16 protein-coding genes are annotated in these 18,488 nt (G+C 36.2%); 4 read left to right on the forward strand and 12 right to left on the reverse strand.

What is annotated here, in order from left to right; genetic code table 11:
* On the forward strand, window positions 1-762 hold the full coding sequence (locus RGQ13_RS03845; protein WP_348392239.1) for a glycosyltransferase family 2 protein: 762 nt from the start codon (window positions 1-3) through the stop codon (window positions 760-762).
* 56 nt (window positions 763-818) lie between these two features.
* Here RGQ13_RS03845 and RGQ13_RS03850 read toward each other — a convergent pair whose 3' ends face one another.
* Window positions 819-2,273, reverse strand: a complete 1,455-nt coding sequence (locus tag RGQ13_RS03850) for a capsule assembly Wzi family protein (RefSeq protein WP_348392240.1) — start codon at window positions 2,271-2,273, stop codon at window positions 819-821.
* Between the two features lie 185 nt (window positions 2,274-2,458).
* Between RGQ13_RS03850 and RGQ13_RS03855 the strand changes: the two genes are divergently transcribed.
* Window positions 2,459-3,088 carry a YrbL family protein gene (locus tag RGQ13_RS03855; RefSeq protein WP_348392241.1) on the forward strand — a complete coding sequence of 210 codons (630 nt, stop codon included), beginning with the start codon at window positions 2,459-2,461 and terminating at the stop codon, window positions 3,086-3,088.
* Here RGQ13_RS03855 and RGQ13_RS03860 read toward each other — a convergent pair.
* Together RGQ13_RS03860 and RGQ13_RS03865 are read right to left on the reverse strand one after the other, a co-directional pair.
* Complete coding sequence (locus RGQ13_RS03860) at window positions 3,080-4,159, reverse strand: CDP-glycerol glycerophosphotransferase family protein (protein ID WP_348392242.1); 1,080 nt, start codon at window positions 4,157-4,159, stop codon at window positions 3,080-3,082. The two genes, RGQ13_RS03855 and RGQ13_RS03860, sit on opposite strands and share 9 nt — an antisense overlap.
* A 14-nt stretch (window positions 4,160-4,173) precedes the next feature.
* Window positions 4,174-4,767: a TIGR04211 family SH3 domain-containing protein gene (locus tag RGQ13_RS03865; protein WP_348392243.1), complete on the reverse strand. Its 594-nt coding sequence runs from the start codon at window positions 4,765-4,767 to the stop codon at window positions 4,174-4,176.
* A gap of 231 nt (window positions 4,768-4,998) precedes the next feature.
* On the opposite strand from RGQ13_RS03865, the gene RGQ13_RS03870 reads away from it, so the two are divergent.
* Entirely contained in the window at window positions 4,999-6,501 is a 1,503-nt protein-coding gene (locus RGQ13_RS03870) for a CYTH domain-containing protein (RefSeq protein ID WP_348392244.1), read from the forward strand.
* Between the two features lie 59 nt (window positions 6,502-6,560).
* Here RGQ13_RS03870 and RGQ13_RS03875 read toward each other — a convergent pair whose 3' ends face one another.
* The 7 genes from RGQ13_RS03875 to RGQ13_RS03905 form a co-directional block, all read right to left on the reverse strand.
* Window positions 6,561-7,025 carry a potassium channel family protein gene (locus RGQ13_RS03875; RefSeq protein ID WP_348392245.1) on the reverse strand — a complete coding sequence of 155 codons (465 nt, stop codon included), beginning with the start codon at window positions 7,023-7,025 and terminating at the stop codon, window positions 6,561-6,563.
* Between the two features lie 95 nt (window positions 7,026-7,120).
* A complete protein-coding gene (locus RGQ13_RS03880; protein WP_348392246.1) occupies window positions 7,121-7,444 on the reverse strand; it encodes a hypothetical protein in 324 nt (107 codons plus the stop codon).
* Between the two features lies 1 nt (window position 7,445).
* The gene (locus RGQ13_RS03885) at window positions 7,446-8,087 is read right to left on the reverse strand and encodes a hypothetical protein (RefSeq protein WP_348392247.1); all 642 of its coding nucleotides are present in this window, start codon (window positions 8,085-8,087) and stop codon (window positions 7,446-7,448) included.
* Window positions 8,088-8,154: 67 nt separating this feature from the next.
* On the reverse strand, window positions 8,155-8,844 hold the full coding sequence (locus RGQ13_RS03890; protein WP_348392248.1) for a PspA/IM30 family protein: 690 nt from the start codon (window positions 8,842-8,844) through the stop codon (window positions 8,155-8,157).
* A gap of 59 nt (window positions 8,845-8,903) precedes the next feature.
* Entirely contained in the window at window positions 8,904-9,317 is a 414-nt protein-coding gene (locus RGQ13_RS03895) for a YjfI family protein (protein WP_348392249.1), read from the reverse strand.
* Window positions 9,318-9,538: 221 nt separating this feature from the next.
* Window positions 9,539-10,441, reverse strand: a complete 903-nt coding sequence (locus RGQ13_RS03900; protein WP_348392250.1) for a DUF350 domain-containing protein — start codon at window positions 10,439-10,441, stop codon at window positions 9,539-9,541.
* Window positions 10,442-10,452: 11 nt separating this feature from the next.
* Complete coding sequence (locus tag RGQ13_RS03905) at window positions 10,453-11,433, reverse strand: hypothetical protein (protein WP_348392251.1); 981 nt, start codon at window positions 11,431-11,433, stop codon at window positions 10,453-10,455.
* Window positions 11,434-11,562: 129 nt separating this feature from the next.
* Here RGQ13_RS03905 and glnE point away from each other — a divergent pair, with 129 nt between their 5' ends.
* Complete coding sequence (gene glnE, locus RGQ13_RS03910) at window positions 11,563-14,433, forward strand: bifunctional [glutamate--ammonia ligase]-adenylyl-L-tyrosine phosphorylase/[glutamate--ammonia-ligase] adenylyltransferase (RefSeq protein WP_348392252.1); 2,871 nt, start codon at window positions 11,563-11,565, stop codon at window positions 14,431-14,433.
* 173 nt (window positions 14,434-14,606) lie between these two features.
* Here glnE and RGQ13_RS03915 read toward each other — a convergent pair whose 3' ends face one another.
* The gene (locus tag RGQ13_RS03915) at window positions 14,607-15,275 is read right to left on the reverse strand and encodes a pseudouridine synthase (RefSeq protein ID WP_348392253.1); all 669 of its coding nucleotides are present in this window, start codon (window positions 15,273-15,275) and stop codon (window positions 14,607-14,609) included.
* A 12-nt stretch (window positions 15,276-15,287) separates the two neighbouring features.
* The gene (rapA, locus tag RGQ13_RS03920) at window positions 15,288-18,197 is read right to left on the reverse strand and encodes an RNA polymerase-associated protein RapA (RefSeq protein WP_348392254.1); all 2,910 of its coding nucleotides are present in this window, start codon (window positions 18,195-18,197) and stop codon (window positions 15,288-15,290) included.
* Window positions 18,198-18,488 lie beyond the last annotated feature (291 nt).

Raw genomic sequence — 18,488 nt, forward strand, 5'->3', positions numbered from 1 at the left:
ATGAGTCAAAAATTATCAGTATGTATTATTTGTAAAAATGAAGAAGATAAAATAGAGCGATGTTTATCATCTTTAACATTTGCAGATGAAATTGTACTGCTAGACTCGGGCAGTAGCGATAAAACTTTAACCATAGCAAAAAAGTATACCGATAAAATATATGTTCGTGAAGATTGGTTGGGCTTTGGAGAGCAGCGCAGACGAGCAGAAGAATTGGCGACTAATGATTGGATTTTAGCCATTGATGCTGATGAAGTTGTTCCTGAAGCTTTGCAAATAGAAATTAAAACTTATATGCAATCAATTAATGCTAATGAAGTGTTGGTACTCAATCGATTAACAAGTTTCTGCGGAAAGTTTGTCCATCATAGTGGCTGGTACCCTGATCCTATCGTGCGCATCTATAATCGGACAAAATATCGATATAACGGAAACCTAGTCCATGAATCGGTAAGTTGTAAAGGCTCGAAAAAGATCCAATTAAAAGCAAACCTTATGCACTACACCTTTGATAATTTAAAAGACTATCTGGTCAAACGTTGTGGGTATGCCGAAGCATGGGCTGAAGAAAGATACAATAAGGGAAAAAAATCATCATCGATTAAAGCTGTGGCAGCTGGCCTATTTGCATTCATTCGACATTATGTTTTTTATCGCGGATTTTTAGACGGTAGAACAGGCTTTTTAATTTCAGTAATTCAAATGCAATATACGTTTAATAAATACATGTTACTTGTATTGAAAAATGACCAAAATAGATAACCCATTAATTGAGGTACCTGTACATAGGGTTGCTTAATTAATTGAATGCGGAGATATTAATATCTAAATGCAAGACTTGCTCGCAAGAACTGATCCCCTAAAATATCTTTACCTATATGCAGTTTACTCGTGTAAAAATAGCTTTTATACGCATTATTCAATGTGAATTCTAGCTCATGTGAACGTTTGTAACTATTCTTAGGTGGTAGAAAATTATTCTCAGCTGTTTCTATATCGGCTGTTCGATACATAATTTGTAATTGCGATTTCTGATCAATATTATAATCGATTCGTAAACTCCAAGATGTACCACCGTTTTCTTCATCTGCTGGCTTTATATCACCCCACCAATGGCCCATTCTAGTGCCATCGTTTGTATAGCCATCATTATAAATAAAGTGGGTATACCATTTATGCATAAAGTTTGCGTGTTCAACATTTAAAGATATAGTTTCAGTTAAATAAGGAAAAAATAAACCGTAATTTAAAGCTATGTTGCCTAAGGCTGTATTTTTATGTTGTTTTGTATCTTCCCCTGCATATTCATGATAAAAACTCATTGGCATTTCAAATAACCTAAAATCAAATTTATTGGTAATAGAAGCCATTTGATTGCCAACTTCGGAGTCTCGATCACAATTACTCTGTCCTTCGCCACAGTTATCGCTACTAGCTGGATCTTTGATAGCATTCCATACATCATCAAATGAAATGCTTCTATCACCACCGCCGAACATTAATGTTCGATTAAAGCCAATAGTCCAAAAATCAAGTGGCTGTAAACTACCATGCATGGTAATAAAACCTACCTCGCCACTGGTAAAACCATCGTCAAATAAGATATTTTCTGTATCATCAAGTAAGCCTACTGACATTTCATAGCGAATATTCATCCAATCGAAAGGGGTTGGGTTACTAATGGTAACATTAATAGGTGGCTTAGCTTGAGTAGACAGTAATAACGCACCGTCTTGATGCGGTGACAACCAGTGCTCTTTATAGCCAACATCAACTTGCAACCAATCAAAGCCGAAGCTTAAATAGCTATGGTTTGGAATAAAGTCACCATCTTCATAAAAAGTACCGCCAACGTTAGCAATTATATACTTATTTACTTGCCAAAATGCAGCAGCAGAAACTTGATAATGACTGTCTATTTGCTGTCCACGAGCATTTGCTAATGTCTGATTTTCTTCAAAAGAGTTCGCGCCAGAAAAATTAAAGTGTGTGATTGATGCCTGCTTTTTATATCTTTTTAAATAACTATTGATCCTATAGTGTAAAACTGGATGAGATTCTTCTATCTTAGATAGGTATTCTAATACTGTTGCCGCATGATATGGCTTATTCAATACCGGCATTTTGGCCAAACTTGCCAACCGCTCTATTTCTAGCTCTATTAGGGGATCTGTTTTTAGTGGTAAATAGGGAGAAACGCCGCCTGCAAAAACAGATGCGCTAAAAAACGAGCATGTGAAAATAATTTTTTTTAGTAATTTGAAAAGTATCAAGTACGGAACTCCAGAATCGCTTATATAATTTTTTGCTTGATAAGTTAACAATTATAGTGAGTTATTTTTATAAAGTACTGTTTTTTTGGTTATTTATTCTATTATTTTATGTTCGCATTAGGAGTTTGTTTGCATTTATATTATATTGGGAGACTGTTGCTAGGTATTCAGTAAAAATATTTATTATGTTAATTATCGATAAAGAACTATTTGTTGGGAAAGGGTTTCATCGAGAGTGTTATCAGCACCCACAGGACCATACAAAATGTCTCAAAATAACTTTCAAGCAACCAAAGAAAGGAGGGAAAAAAGGAGTTGCGAAAGCACTAAAGAGAGAAGTGGACCAGTATAAAATTTTAAATAAAAGAATTACTGATTGGAGTATGCTTTCTAATTATTATGGCGAACAAGAAACTAACTTAGGCAAGTGTAGTGTGTTTGAATTAATTAGAGATGATAACGGTCAAGTATCTAGAAGTTTAGAGCAGTATTTACTAGAGCCAAACCTAACTGAAACCGAACTAATTCAAATTAAACAATGTATCCCATTACTTAAAGCTTACCTTATTAAAAATAACATTATTACGCAAAAAATTCTTGCTAGAAATATTGTTTTTCAACGTTCCAATACACCTTTTCTGGTAATAATTGACGATATTGGTAACTCAGATTTTCTTCCTTTAGCTAACTATGTAAAAACCGTTGGGGAGAAAAAAATAAACAGAATATTCTCCCGTTTTATTAAGCATTTAAAAAATACCTATATTACAGAGCGATCTCCCAAGAAAGTTAATGAAATGCTACGCTCATTGTAGTTTTTTTCCATTAAAGTCATTTAGATAATCAACAACTCTTTTGCTTGCTTTACCATCAGTACTGCCAACGAATTTTTCACAAAAATCATTTTTTATATTTATGTCAGAGCCTGCTAGGGATAATTTTTTATCAATGGCAGTTTTTAGGTGTTTAAAATGTAATACTGGCTCTGAAATCTGTTCGTAGAATAAGAAATCATCGCTCATTCTTTTAAAGTATCTGTACTTCAATGGGCCTCTATAATTCCATTTTAGTTTTAAAAATTTACATAAAATTATTGGTTTATTTAGAGATAAAAACTCTAAAATTGTCGAAGAGGTGTCACTTACTAATATATCACTACTCTTCATGAATGGAATAATATTAAACTCTATTTCTTGTGACAGATAAACATTGTCAAATTGAGACCAAGTTAATAATTTATCCTTGTGTTTTTTATATTTTTCTTGGCTTAAAGAAAACTGATGAGGCTTGATTAATATATTATAGTCACTAAATACACTCGGCCAGTTATCAGGAAACTTTTCCAGGCTACTAGGATTAAATGTGGGAGCATAAAGTATTGTTTTTTTATTTGGATCTAAACCTAATTTTATTAAATCTAGTCCTTGCTCGGTATGATTAAAAAGAGGATCTAATTTACTGTAACCCACATCAACAAAATGATCCTTAGGGAACAAGCTTTCTAGTTTTTTTAATCTAAACTGTCCTTCAACAAACCTAACTGTCATTGAAGTGTTTGATATACCGTAATAGGCTCTTTTAGGACCAATACCATGACCAAGTTGCGCTGATTTTGTGAATTTGTGCAATACTTTTAAGAATTTATATCGATTTCCAAAAATAACCCAATCAATAGTCTTATCCTTATAAATATCTAAAGCCTTTTCACTCGACTCAACCCAAGTGGTCGTCAGGTTATATTGATCAATAATCTTATTTTGTAAATCATCATTATTACTAAAATAGAATACAAAAGTCACTTCGTGACCTTTTTGTATCAACTCTTGATAAACAGGTAAATAACCAGGCAGATAATATAAGTGTCTTACATCAAAAATGACTTTCATAATATTTTAAGCACTTATCCCCAAGAAGAGTAGTTGCTCTTCCGGCTAGCAAATCTAGGTAATATTAACCCAAGGATTAACCCCAGAACTAAAACTCCTGCACCATAAGTAAACCAAGTAAGCTTTATATCTAAATCTTTTTCATCTAACTCGCTGCTTACTTGCTCAAACTTTTGGGTGGTTTCTTTATTTTCTTTTGTTATTTGTAAGTTCTGCTGCTTTAAAGTATTGAGTTGTTTGTTGGTTTCACTCATTTTGCTTTGTAGGTTACCAAGTTGTGCTGTTTTGTCGGCTAATTCTTCATTGAGCTCGGCTAATACAACTCGTAATCCTGGTGTGGCAGATATATATTTAGCATCTACCCAGCCTTTGCGATTCTGCACATCTTGTACTTGTTGGTACTCATTTTCGACAGCACCTAACAATTGTACTTCTTCACCAGCGTTAATGCTGCCTAGAATACGGTACTGAGTGCCAGGCCCTGAATGAAAGTAGATAAATAAATCATCACTAATAAATGCTGTTTTATTTTCAAGACTTTCTTGTGCTATTGCTGAGCAAGAAATTGTAAGGATCAATAGGCTAATTATTTTTTGAATAGTGTTCATTACTGACTTCTAAATGATGGTAAAAAATACGGTAATTATTAACTTTAAATATTAGGTGTTTGTGCAAGGGATAGCAAGATTAACTCACTGCATCGGTGCTTATTTTTTGATTTAATTAGTAATTATATTGGTGTAATTGAAAAATTGTTCAATTTTTGATTGAAAGGCTTATCAAGCTTTTGTATGGTTAACAATTGACTAACTATATTATGAGAATGTAAACACACTTTAATGGACACTGAAATAGAACTGAAATATTTAGTTTTAGGTGACAATATACCTGCTGTTATTACTAACCTTTTAACCCAATTAAAACATCCGTTTTCTTGCGAAACTAAAACTCTTGCTAACTGTTATTTTGACACCCCAGACTTAGCGCTCAGAAAGGCTGACATTGGCTTGCGTATTCGCCAAAATAATAAAGGTGAAATTGAGCAAACAATTAAAACTGCAGGAGTTACTGTTGGTGGATTGCATCAGCGACCCGAATATAATATTACTTTAGAGTCTGCCGATGTTAATTTAACTTTATTTAACCAAGAAATATGGCCAACTGGTTTTGATGTTAAATCAGTGCAAGAACAACTCTCGCCATTGTTTGAAACTAACTTTAAGCGTATGACTTGGTTAATCACTATGCCTGATAACAGTCAAATCGAGCTAGCATTTGATCAAGGTGAAGTTCGCTCAAGTCAGAGTAGCGAGGCTATTAATGAAATAGAGTTAGAGTTAGTTAGTGGCAATGAAAATTCAATTTTTACTCTTGCTCATTCGCTAATATCTGTAATTGAAATACGACCTGGTACTTTAAGTAAAGCGGCAAGGGGATACGGTTTAGTGTTTGGCCGAACGGAATCTCATATTAGTAGTGGTAGTACAGTGTTAGTCATTGAAAATGGCATGACTATATCTGAGTCATTTAAAGCCGGATTTAGTGAATGTTTAACACAACTACAGCAGTTGGTGAGTCAATTTGTTACTAAACAAAACTTACAAGTATTGAAAGAAATATCAGATACTTTGGCTCTAGCTAGACATGGACTCTGGTTATATAAAGATTATTTACCAAGCGATAAATCTGATTCGATCCGTAAGCAAATTAAAGCCGTTTTAGCTGAATTAGTTTGGGTTGAACCAGCATTACAAATCCGAGAATTAACCACTAAGAAAGGCAATTACAGGAAAAAAATTGAGTACAGTAAAAGTCTTTTAGCCGAGCTTAAAAATGAAAAGCATCAATTGATAGACTTTCAACAAATGCTTAAATTACTTCATGCCGAAGCGTTCAATAAATTACAATTAAGTATGTTGGAGTTTATTTTGAATGACCTAGACGAAGTGCATTCAACTGAGCTTTTAGATTTAGCGCCCAGTTGGCTTTCGTTAAATTTAGATACATTAGATAAAGCTATTCATCGAGATAAACCATTAACGTCTGCTGAATATATTGAAAATCACCATTTAATTATTAGAAGTTTATTAACCGGTAGTTGGTTTGGTGGTTTATACAGTGTTGATAAACGAATGGACTTTAGAGGGCCTTGGTTAGACATTCATTTAGGTATAGATGAGCTTGAAACATTGACTTTATTAAAGGGGCATCTGCAACAAAGTAGTGAAGATATTCCACAAAAACTTGTATGCTGGTTAGATGATAAAGTTGAAAATTTGCTATGTGCCTTAGAGCACTGTAAGGCGGCAGCGTTAAACTTACAGCCTTACTGGTTAAAATAGTTTAAAGCGTCATTTACATAGAAAATCTGGATCAACCTGCTATTAAATCAGCTAAAAATTTAGCTGATTTTTTCTAAAACTTTTACTAAAGAATCTACTTTTCTTTCAAGCATTTTATTGCGCTCGATTATCTCCGCGTTTTGTTTACGCAGCTCACGATTTCGAACATCTGTATTTGAAAATCCAATGAATGAACCTAGCACTTTAGTAACAATAAAACCCACTAAACCAAAGCCGATATAAAACATTAAAGTAGCAATGATTTTTCCGCCTGTAGATACAGGATGGAAATCACCGTAGCCAATAGTGCTAGCGGTCATTTGTAAGGTCCAAAAAGCTTCATAAAACGTGGTTATGTTGGCATCGACATGAGCACTTTCAAAATGTAACAAGGCGCCAGAGAACAGGAACATTATTACGTATAAAATGGCAAAGGCCATGCCGATAAGGTAACTGTTATGATAATTTTTAACGCCGAATTCATCGACTTTATAAAAACGTGCTTTGCGGATAATAACTAGCATAAAAATTGACACTCTTTAAACTGACTAATACCTGCTTATTCTACCTTTATAAGTTGAAAAATGTAGTAACGAGTTGTAATCAATTAACGATAGGTTTAATTTTCATTAACATATTCGATTAACTCATCCATTAATTTGCGCTTAATCTCTAGCTGCTTTGTAGGTGGTATGCCGTACTTTTCCCCTAGTACTTGATAGTCTTCACTACTCAAGGATACGGTTAAGCGTGGACGCTTTGGTTTTTTATGTACAGCTAAACCTAATATCATTCTGATTTGATCTGAGGGGCTAAGGCTAGCTTCTACCGCTGCTTTTCGAATTTCTTTTTGTACTTTCTCATCCATATCAAAAGCAACTTGTACAGCTTTTACAGCCTTAATATTAGACTGCCACTTTTCAGGTACCTTTCTAATCGTCATCTTAGCTCCCTGGATAATATTCTTTAATATCAGATGTTGGGCGATATAAATTCAAAAATACGTCGGTGTCACCATCTTGCCAAATTTGAATGTCAATTGAATATTGATCATCAACACCACGCAAACTATATAACTCAAATGCTTCGCCAGAATCTTCACCTTCAAACTCCGATGGTTTATTAGAACGATGATCTTGACGATGAAAATAACCCATTTGAGCAAAGGTAGTTTGCTGATATTGCTCACTTGTCCAACCCGCTGTTTGTGAGGAATCAACAAGTTTTGTTAATAATGCATTGCCTGGCTCATCGAATATTTCGGAGAATTCATCAAGATTAAACAGTTCTTCAATACAGCTATCAGCAACTTTTATTGTTAGCTTTAAGTATTGTTGTTGCCCTTGTTCAAGGCTTAAGTAAATTCGTTGATTTGCTGAGCCATCGAGTTGCCATTCGGTAATTTGATTATGTTCAAATTCATGGGTATTTATATTGGCTACTTGGAACTGTGTGTTGCGCAGGTTTTCGGGTAAAGCGAAGCTGTCAGAAAAAATAATGATATCTTTAATCATTAAATCTTTAGGTTGGGTTAATTGACGTTGTTTGTTGCTGTCTTTATTAAACAGCTTTTTGAAAAAGCTCATCTGTTACCATTAAATTCAGAATGATTAATCAGGCATTAGTAAACTAATGCCTTTTCAGTATATTTTATTACTTTTGCTTCGCTTTAATGCGTTCAAGTACTGAGTTTGCGCTATTATCTTGGCTACCGATACCAGCAGCTTTAAGTTGTGCTTCTAAAGAGCTATCAGAGTCTTCTGCATCTAGTACTTCAGCTGCTTTTAATTGATCATCAAATTTTTGCTGTTTAGCTTTAATGCGCTCAAGTGAATCTTTTGCGTTTAGCAATTTAGAGCTACTAGATGAAAAGTTATCGGTAATTGCCGATGTAGCTTTTTGCACGCTATCGGTGGTTTTAACCATAGAAAGCTGGCGTTTATATTCAGCTACTTGGCGTTCACCTTTTTTGACTAGATCTTTCAATCTATCAGCATTGGTACTAAAACTATCTAACGCTTGTTGACCTGTGCTTAACTCATTTTCTAAACTGGCAATTTTTTCTGCAACTTGTAGAGCTAGTGCTTCATTATTTTTTTCTAACGCTTGCGTGACAAAGCCTTCATGCTCGGCAATGTCGCGTTTCACTTTATCAACATCGCGGCTTGATGCCATTTGCTGCGCCATTACTGAAGTTAAATCACGCTTTGCTTTGGTTAGATGATTTTCAGCATCTCGAATTTCTTGTTCAAAAATACGGGTAGCATTAGCGTCTACTATGCCTTCGCCCATTTCAGTTGCGCCACCGCGAATGGCGGTCATAATCTTTTTAAAAATACTCATAAGTACTCCATTAATTCTTTACTAGATAGTGATAGTTTGTTGTTTATCGCATTTTGCTTTTAAACTAAAAACTCATCCATATCGTCTATTACTTCAATAGCATTATTACTAAGCACGGCTAATTCATGTTCAATATCATCAAATGAAGAACCAATTGAAAGTGCACCGAAAATGACATATTTATCGCCTATTTTCGAGAATGATGACAGTGGCATTGGAATATTCATTTCAAGCATTGCTTCTAACATTTCTACACGTTTTTCGCTTTCTACTTCTTCTTCACCCCATAGGTAGGTGATGCAAAGAATTTGATCATCGGTAACCGAGACAAATATTGGTAACTCTTCACGATCGGTGATAGTTATTTGTAAAACATCAACGTCACCTGATATTGGTTGGCAATCAAACGTTAGTCCTGTTGCCGACTGGTCAGCTAATACATTTAGATGATCAGCTATTTTATGAATGTTCATGGTTATCCTTTTCTAAATAAATCTGCTTCGCATTTTTATAAGTACCACGTCGTGGCGTTAAAAGTTAAAAGAGTGAAGCACTGGCATGACATAATATGTCGCGCTAAGTTGAATTTAGCACAATGACATAATATGTCAAACTTTAATTGTTAGGGCTGTAACGCTTTAAGGCCGCAAAGCTGCAGCGCCTTGACTCCTTACTGCCTTATAGCCTTGAAACCTTAAAGCATTAACGCTGTTAAGATTAATGCGATAGAAATGCTTACTGCCATTTCAACACAGGCAACACCAACATTATGTTGTTGGTCTACTTCTTCTGCCATGTTAATCCCCCATAAAACTATGCGCTTAGCAATAGACGTTAACACTGATACAACAACAGTCATTATCAGGCCAAATACTAGCCAGCCCATTAAGTTTTCTACAATAGTTTCTGGAGTATAAATTAGAAAATAACTCGCTGCGGTAACAGCAAGTGATGTTGAAATGATCTGACCACTATAACGAATCGCCAAAGCCACTTGCCCGCGGGTTAACGCTTCTTGCATACAGTCTTTTTGATTGTTTTTAGCGAAATGTACCTCGCGAATACGAGTGACTAGCACCAGTATTATTTGCGAAACCACAAAGCCACTACCTATGGCTACAAAGGTATAAACGTCTAATCCATCAACCCAGATTAAAACCGCACGAATCACTATAGCAGTAGCTATTACGCTCGCAGCATCAACAATGCCTACAGAAATATTTCGCTTTTTAATTTCGGCCATTTTGTCTAGCTGGTGTAGTGCAAATTTATCGTGAATTAAGCGTCCTAGCTTGATCAATATCAAGCCAAATAAGCCATATGAAAACATGCCTATAGCTTCAACTTCATAACTTGCCGAATGTTCACCAGTAATTGCACCAGTCATTACAATACCTAAGGCGGCGACAGAGCCTGCCACACTTACACCAAAGGCAAAATTGTCCTCTTTGGCTAGTTCGTCAGTAGTATTTACTTTAGCTGATAGGCCGGCAATAAAACGCATTGCAGACAATAGCAAAATTGCGATGCCTATATCGATGGCTAGTATGATAAGAATGTGCTGATCAATGGCAGCAAAATTTAATAAGTTATCCATAATTTTTCCTATTATCTTCTGCGTCTAAAGCCGCGAGATATGAATGATTTTCTTTTTTGACGAAAGCGCGGTTTAGTGGCTTGTTTTGAGTATCTTGATTTATTACTAAATTTAGATTTATTTGAGCCATTACTTCGAAATCTACTTGCCGTTTTTTGTGCATTTTGGCTTTGTTTTGATAAGCCAGATGAACCTTTACGGTTTTTGCTGTAAGTGCTAGTAAATTTTTGACCTTTGCTCTCAAATGACTTGCGGGTTCTAGTTTCTACTTGTGATTGCTTGCGCATATCCCTAGGGGAGGTATATCGGCTTCGACCATAATCATTATAATAACTGTAGCCTCTATTTTGTCCCCAGCTACCGTAATGTATGCGGTTGCCCCCAAACATGTTGCCCATCATTGAGTACATGCCATACCAAGCCCAAAAAGATGTACCTGAACTGCCAGTTTGCCAGCTACCATAGGAGGGATTGCCAACTAACTGGGAGCCAACACCAAAATCTTGAGCGTTATTATCAAGTAAACCTTGTTCTTTACTTACAGAGTTTATTCTAGGTAAGGCGCCATCAGACATATCAGCTAATACGTTTAATGGATCGCTTAATGCATCAGAGTATAAAACCGGATCGGCAGCCTGATAAATATTAAGCAATTCTTGATAAATCGCTTTATTACTCTCAAACATTTGCGGTTGATTTTGTACTGTATTAATTCGGTCTAATAATGCCAGGTACATCGGGCCCTTAACTGTTGCATCTTTTTTAAATTCAGCAACAAGGGGCTCCATGTCGGGTTTTATCGATAGAATTTTTTCTGCGTATTGACTAATCAAGTTTGCATTGCGAACTTGACCACTTTCTAAGGCATTACCAAGTTGAGCAATACGTTGCTCGGTAATTGGCGTTTGGCCTTTTATTTGCTGTATATATGGATCGCTACAACCCGTTAAGGTTACGGCTATCATTAGCAATATAATTTTTATTGATTGCATTCCTGCTCTCTTTCCTTCAAAAATGCTAAGGTTATGGTGTAAGCGTATTAATACCACTAACGACATAATATGTCTATTTTCAATTGTTTCAATTTGTTTGCTAAAATTTATCATTAATGGAATTCGACAGTGCAAGATATAAGTTCAACTAGTATGCAAGACATACTGCTGCAGCAACAAAACTCTCACTTTTCACGTTTTGCTGAAAATGCCCCTGAAGTACTACAAACACTTACTGCGAAGCAGATATCATTATTAAAACATGCCTTTGCAATGAGTGATTTTGTCGCCGAAGGGCTAATCAGTAAACCACATTGGGTGGTTGATATTATTGGTCAGAGCTCATTCAATTTTTCTGAAATTATTAATGTTAAAACTTATATTTTTGAACAAATTGATCATTGCAAAAGCGAAGATGAACTACACCAAACCTTAAGGAAAATACGCAATAAGTTTTTAATTGCTATGGCAATAGCCGACCTTTGCCAAAATTGTGCATTGAAAGTGTCATTGGCTAACTTATCTCACCTTGCCGATACCCTTATTGAAGGAGCATTAAGTTGGCTCTCAAAGTATTGCCAATCACTTTGGGGCCAGCCACAAAATGCAGATGGCGTTGAGCAGCCTTTATTAGTTTATGGTATGGGAAAACTTGGTGGTAAAGAATTAAATTTTTCCTCTGACATAGATCTGATTTTTGTATATCCACAAAGCGGTGAAACGAAGGGCGCAAGACGTAGCATCGATAACCAGCAATATTTTACTAGGCTTGGGCAAAAACTTATTGCCGCTCTTGATCAAGTAACCAAAGATGGTTTTGTGTATCGAGTAGATATGCGCTTGAGACCTTTTGGTGACAGTGGTCCTTTAGTATTAAGTTTTGCTGCTATAGAAAATTATTACCAAGATCAAGGCCGAGATTGGGAACGATATGCCATGTTAAAAGCTAGAATAATTGGTGAATCCCCTTATAAACAACAGCTTAGCAATTTACTTAAACCTTTTATATATCGTCGATATATCGATTTTAGTGTGATTGAAAGTTTCCGAAAAATGAAATTTATGATTGCCCAAGAAGCCCGTAGGCGGCAATTACAGCACAACATTAAATTGGGCGAAGGTGGTATTAGAGAAATTGAGTTTATTGCGCAAGTATTTCAGCTTATCCGCGGTGGCAGAGTCCCTGAATTACAACAACGAAGTTTATTAATAGCATTAAATTTATTGGTAGAATATGACTGTATTGAAAAGTCATCTAAGCAAGTATTACTCAAAGCCTATTATTTTTTACGACGCAGTGAAAATGCTATTCAAGCGTTTAATGATCAACAAACTCAGCAATTACCCGAGGATGAAAAAAACCAAGCTCGCCTTTGTCATTTATTAGGGTTTGAGCAATGGGGTGAATACTTAACTCAATGTCAGCAACATATGCAGGCAGTGAATCACGAATTTAGTATGCTGATCGGCGAAGATAATGAAAAAACTAATAGTGTAAATCAACATTGGGTAACTCTGTGGTTAGCAAACTGGGAGGCCGAAGAGTCAATAAGTTGGATTTTAAAATTACAACCTGATTGGCCCGCAGAGCAGATTAATAAACAATTATTTCATTTTAAAGCAGAGGTACAAAAACGCAGTATTGGTAATCGCGGACGATTAGTTATTGATAAATTAATGCCGGTAATTATTGAGCAATTAACCGAAGAGCCAAAGCCGGCAATTACATTAGAGAGAACCTTACAAGTTTTAGCTAAGGTGGTTACAAGAACCGCTTATTTAGAATTACTTTATGAAAATCCACCTGCGTTTAAGCAGCTATTAAAGTTATGTCGTGCCAGTGCATGGATTAGCGAGTATTTATCAAAATTCCCAATTTTGTTAGATGAATTGATTGATCCAAAAATATTATATTCAATACCTTCACTCAGTGATTATAAAATTAAATTAACTGAGCATATGATGCGTATTCCTGAAGATGATCTTGAAGCGCAAATGGAAGGATTAAGACAGTTTAAGCAATCTAAACAATTAAAAATTGCTGCCGCTGACATTACTGGCATTTTACCCGTGATGGAAGTCAGTGATCACTTAACAGCGCTAGCCGAAGCGATCATCAACGAAGTAGTAAATATGGCATGGCAACAAATGGTTCATAGATATGGTCAGCCAAATTCTACATTGGGCACTAATGATAAAGGCTTTGCTGTTATAGGTTACGGCAAGTTAGGCGGTTTTGAATTAGGTTATGGCTCTGATCTTGATTTAGTGTTTGTTCATAACCGAGATAAAAGTGATGAAACCAGTGGGGTGAAATCTATTAGCGCTAGTCATTTTTATTTAAAAATGGCGCAAAGAATTTTGCATTTATTTAATACGCGTACCGCTAACGGAACTCTGTACGAAGCTGATATGCGTTTACGGCCTTCTGGTAATTCTGGGTTGATGGCCGTTCATATTGATACGTTTGAACATTATCAAAAAACAGACGCTTGGACATGGGAACATCAAGCACTAGTGCGAGCAAGAGTTGTTTATGGTGAGGAGAACCTTACCGGTAGTTTTGCTGAAATTAGGCATGCTATATTGACCAATAAACGTAATTCCGACTCACTTCGAGAAGATATAATAAAAATGCGAACACGCATGCGAGATCATTTAGACAGCAGTTCTAGTGACGTTATTGATATCAAGCAAAGTATAGGTGGCTTGGCTGATATTGAGTTTTTAGCGCAGTTTTTTGTATTAAATAACAGTCATAAATATCCACAGTTAACTACTTTTTCAGATAATGTAAGAATATTTGAATTACTGCAACAACATCAATTGCTAAGCGTTGAAGAAGAAACACAGTTAGTGGCCAGTTATTGTGAATTAAGAGATACAGGTCATGCGTTAGTATTGCAAAATTTGCCCACACAAATGGATGATGAACAATTGCTTAAAGAGCGAGAGCAGGTAAGCGAAATTTGGAATAAATACCTTGGGAATAGGGAATAGGGAATAGGGAATAGGGAATAGGGAATAGGGAACAGGTTTAAGGGCTAAGGTATTAGGTTATTTCGTAACTCCGAATACGCTGCGCTTCGGATACGTTGCACTTCGAATACGCTGTGCTTCGATAACTGTTTCGTGATTCGTGACCAAGTAAATCTAGTTAACTAAAAGGGCGCTTATTCAAAAGGGCAGTCTGCATCAAATTCAATTCGTTCACCGGTTCTAGGGTGAAAAATAGCGTAAAACTGCGAGTGTAAACTCATCCGCTTTCTGCCTTTCGTTGCCTCTTTGGGGGCGTATAACCGGTCACCCATTATTGGATGACCAAGTTCACGCATATGTACCCTTAGTTGGTGAGTTCTACCGGTTACTGGCTTTAACTTTACTAAGGTCGTATGTTTATCTTGGCTTAGCACTTGATAATGAGTTTGTGCCTGTTTACCACGTTCATAACACACCATTTGTATTGGTCTATTGGGCCAATCACAAATTAACGGTAGGGTAATTTCACCTATTGGCTCTTTAATATGACCAAGTACTCTGGCGATATAATACTTTTCAGTTTGACGCTGTTCAAACTGTCTACTTATCGAAACATGACTTGGTTTATTAAGTGCCATAATAATAATACCCGAAGTGGCCATATCTAGGCGGTGTACTATGGTTGCTGTTGGAAATACTCGGCAAACTCTGGTTTGTAAGCAATCTTGGTGTTCGGGCAAGCGGCCAGTCACAGACAATAAACCACTTTGTTTATTCAGCACCACAATGTCCTCATCCTGATAAATAATTTCAAGATAAGGATCCATAGGTGGCTCATAAACAAATGCTGGGTTAGCACTCATGTTTTGATACTTCTAATGACTTACTACAATTAAGCGAATCGCTTCAAATTTTAACTGCGCATTACTAATAAAGTGAGTTAACTCTGTTTGCTGATGACGAATAAAATCGAGCTCTGATTGACGAATATTAGGATTTATTTTTGCTAATGCAGTCAGTCTTTGGTGTTCATCATCTAAGGCAACATTCATTGATGCTAATGCTTTTTGCTGAATATCATTAATTTTAAGTTGGCTAAAGCCTTCAGCTTTTTCAACAAGGCTTGGTATTTGCCCTTTGAGAGCTTTGACTAATTGTAAACCAGTTTGCTTTTTCACCGGTGACAATTGATTGTCAAAAACACTTTCACCAACTTTATCAGACAAGTTGTTGCCGTTTTTATCTAATAGAATACGAACCGGCGTTGTTGGTAAATAACGACCCAACTGCAATTGACTTGGTGCCATAGCCTCTAGGGTGAAAATGTTTTCAATGAAGAATGTACCAATCGGAATAGCCGGGTTTTTCAAAATACCAATACTGGCATTACCTATTTCATCACTTAAAATCAAATCCATAGCGCCACGCACCATAGGGTGATCCCAAGTTAGCATTTGATAATCTTCATTGCTAAGTGCAGATTGACGATCAAACGTAATAGTTGCACCATCCTCAGGTAAGCAAGGGAAGTTTGCGCTAAGCATGTGTTCACTTGGTTGTAAGGCTATAGCATTATCGGCCTTATCATCTTGCTCTAAACCAAATACGTCAAACACTGAGAACATGTATTGTGCTAATTCGTGTTGGTTATCTAGAGTGTCTATATCATTAACGAGTTGCTCGGCTTTACCTTGGCCTGAAGAGTTAAGCTCTAACAATTTGTCGCGACCTGATTCTAAATCGGCTTTGATTTTTAAATGCAATTCATGCGAAGCGCTCACGATGTTACTAATGGCATCGTCTTGCCACAAACCTTGCAAAGCTGTTTGCATCATCGCAGTACCAAATTCATCATATACTGCTCTTGCGGTTACACAGGTGTGTTCAAACGCGTTTAGGCCTTTATGATACCAATTAAGTAACAAGGCTTGTGGAGAGTTAGCAAAGTAGGGTACGTGCAAACAAATCGTTTCTGTTTGACCAATTCGGTCTAAGCGACCAATACGTTGTTCTAATAAATCTGGGTTACGCGGTAAATCAAATAACACTAAGTGATGAGCAAATTGGAAGTTTCGTCCTTCCGAGCCAATTTCAGAACATAACAGTACTTGCGCGCTATCTTCTTCTTGGGCGAAGTAAGCGGCAGCTTTATCGCGTTCAAAAATACTCATCCCTTCATGGAATACAGCGGCGCGAATGCCTTCCTTAACACGTAGGGCTTGTTCTAAATCTTTTGCTGTTTGCGCATGGGCACAAATAACTAGTACTTTTTGTTGACGATTTTCATTGAGCAAATTAATTAAAAAATCTACTCTAGGATCAAAATCTACCCACTCTTGCTCTTGGTGATTTAAGTGAAATAAGGCTTCAGGGGTGAAGATATTTTTACTTACCGCACTTTCTACTAAGTTCTCATCATCGTCACTACAAATATATTCTTGTAAACTTTGATGGTACTGCTCTGGCAGAGCTAGCTCTGTGGCAAACAACTTTCTTTCCGGGAAGCCTTTAATGGTGTTACGTGAGTTTCTAAATAAAATACGGCCAGTACCGTGGCGATCAAGTAATTGAGAAAGTAACTGTTTGCGTGCTGGTTTTTTAATCTCATCATCTAAATCATTACTTAGCGTATTAATGGCGCTACTAACATCAGATTCACTTAATAGAGTAGTCAGCGTTTGTTGCTGAGCTTTATTTAAATTCGTACCAGATAAAATAGAGTTGGCTGCATCGGCAACTGCACCATATTGTTCTTCTTCTTTAATAAACTCACTGTAGTTATAAAAGCGATTAGGATCGAGTAAACGCAAGCGAGCAAAGTGACTTTCATGACCAAGTTGATCTGGAGTAGCAGTTAACAATAAAACTCCAGGAATACTCTCAGCTAAAATTTCAATACACTGATATTCAATTGATGGGTTGTCTTGTGACCAAGTTAAATGATGTGCTTCATCAACAATCATTAAATCCCAATCTTCATTGGCGATATTTTCAAATTGATCTGGGTTGTTTGCTAAAAAGTCTAAATTAACTAATACCAGTTGTTCGCTGCTGAAAGGGTTTTCGCCTTCTTCATACTGTTGGCAGCGCTCGGCATCAAAAATACTAAATTTCAAATTAAAGCGGCGTAACATTTCAACCAACCATTGATGCATTAATGATTCGGGCACAACAATTAATGCTCGCTTAGAACGACCTGATACAAGTTGTTGATGCAGTATTAAGCCAGCTTCAATGGTTTTACCTAATCCCACTTCATCAGCAAGCAATACTCTAGGGGCGAAACGTTTGCCGACTTCTTCTGCAATATATAACTGATGTGGGATTAAACTAACACGGCCGCCAACTAAGCCTGTTAATTCAGATTGCTGTTGTTGGTATTGAATATTTAGCGATGTTTTTCTTAGCTGATACCAATCTAAACGATCGAATTGCCCATTCAGTAAACGGTCATGAGGTTTATTAAATTTAATGAAATGATCAAGCATCATTTCTTTTAAATCGATTAATTCATTATTATCAACACGGTGACCAATATAAGTATATAAATTATTATTCTCTACCACTTCGGTAATGGTAATTGAAAACCCTTCATGTGAAGGCACAACATCACCTTCGTTAAATACTACGCGAGTTAATGGTGCATCTTTTATGGCATATTGGCGAGACTCACCGGTAGCGGTGAACAAAATAGTGACAAATCTCCCAGCTAAATCAACAACGGTACCCAATCCTTGATCTGATTCTGTATCGCTGATCCAACGTTGACCTAGAAAAAATGACATAAATATACTCCAAATGAAAATACTAACCCAAAAGTAAAAAGCTGGATTGGAAAAGGGCGCTATGGTAACGATTTCTCATTGCTATTTCATCAATTAATTGTTCCATTTATCTGTATTTATTGAATAAGTTAAACAGAGCTAAGTAGTGTCAAAAAAGAACCCTGCATATAAGGATAGGATAAATGAAAAAAAATTCATAAATCAGTGTTGAAACAATGTAAATAATCTGCGAAAGTGGTTTTAAGGATATGTTGTTAAAGGAGTAAAGTTACAGACGCGCAACAATAAATT

This window comes from Thalassotalea psychrophila, from assembly GCF_031583595.1.
Taxonomy (GTDB): domain Bacteria; phylum Pseudomonadota; class Gammaproteobacteria; order Enterobacterales; family Alteromonadaceae; genus Thalassotalea_A; species Thalassotalea_A psychrophila.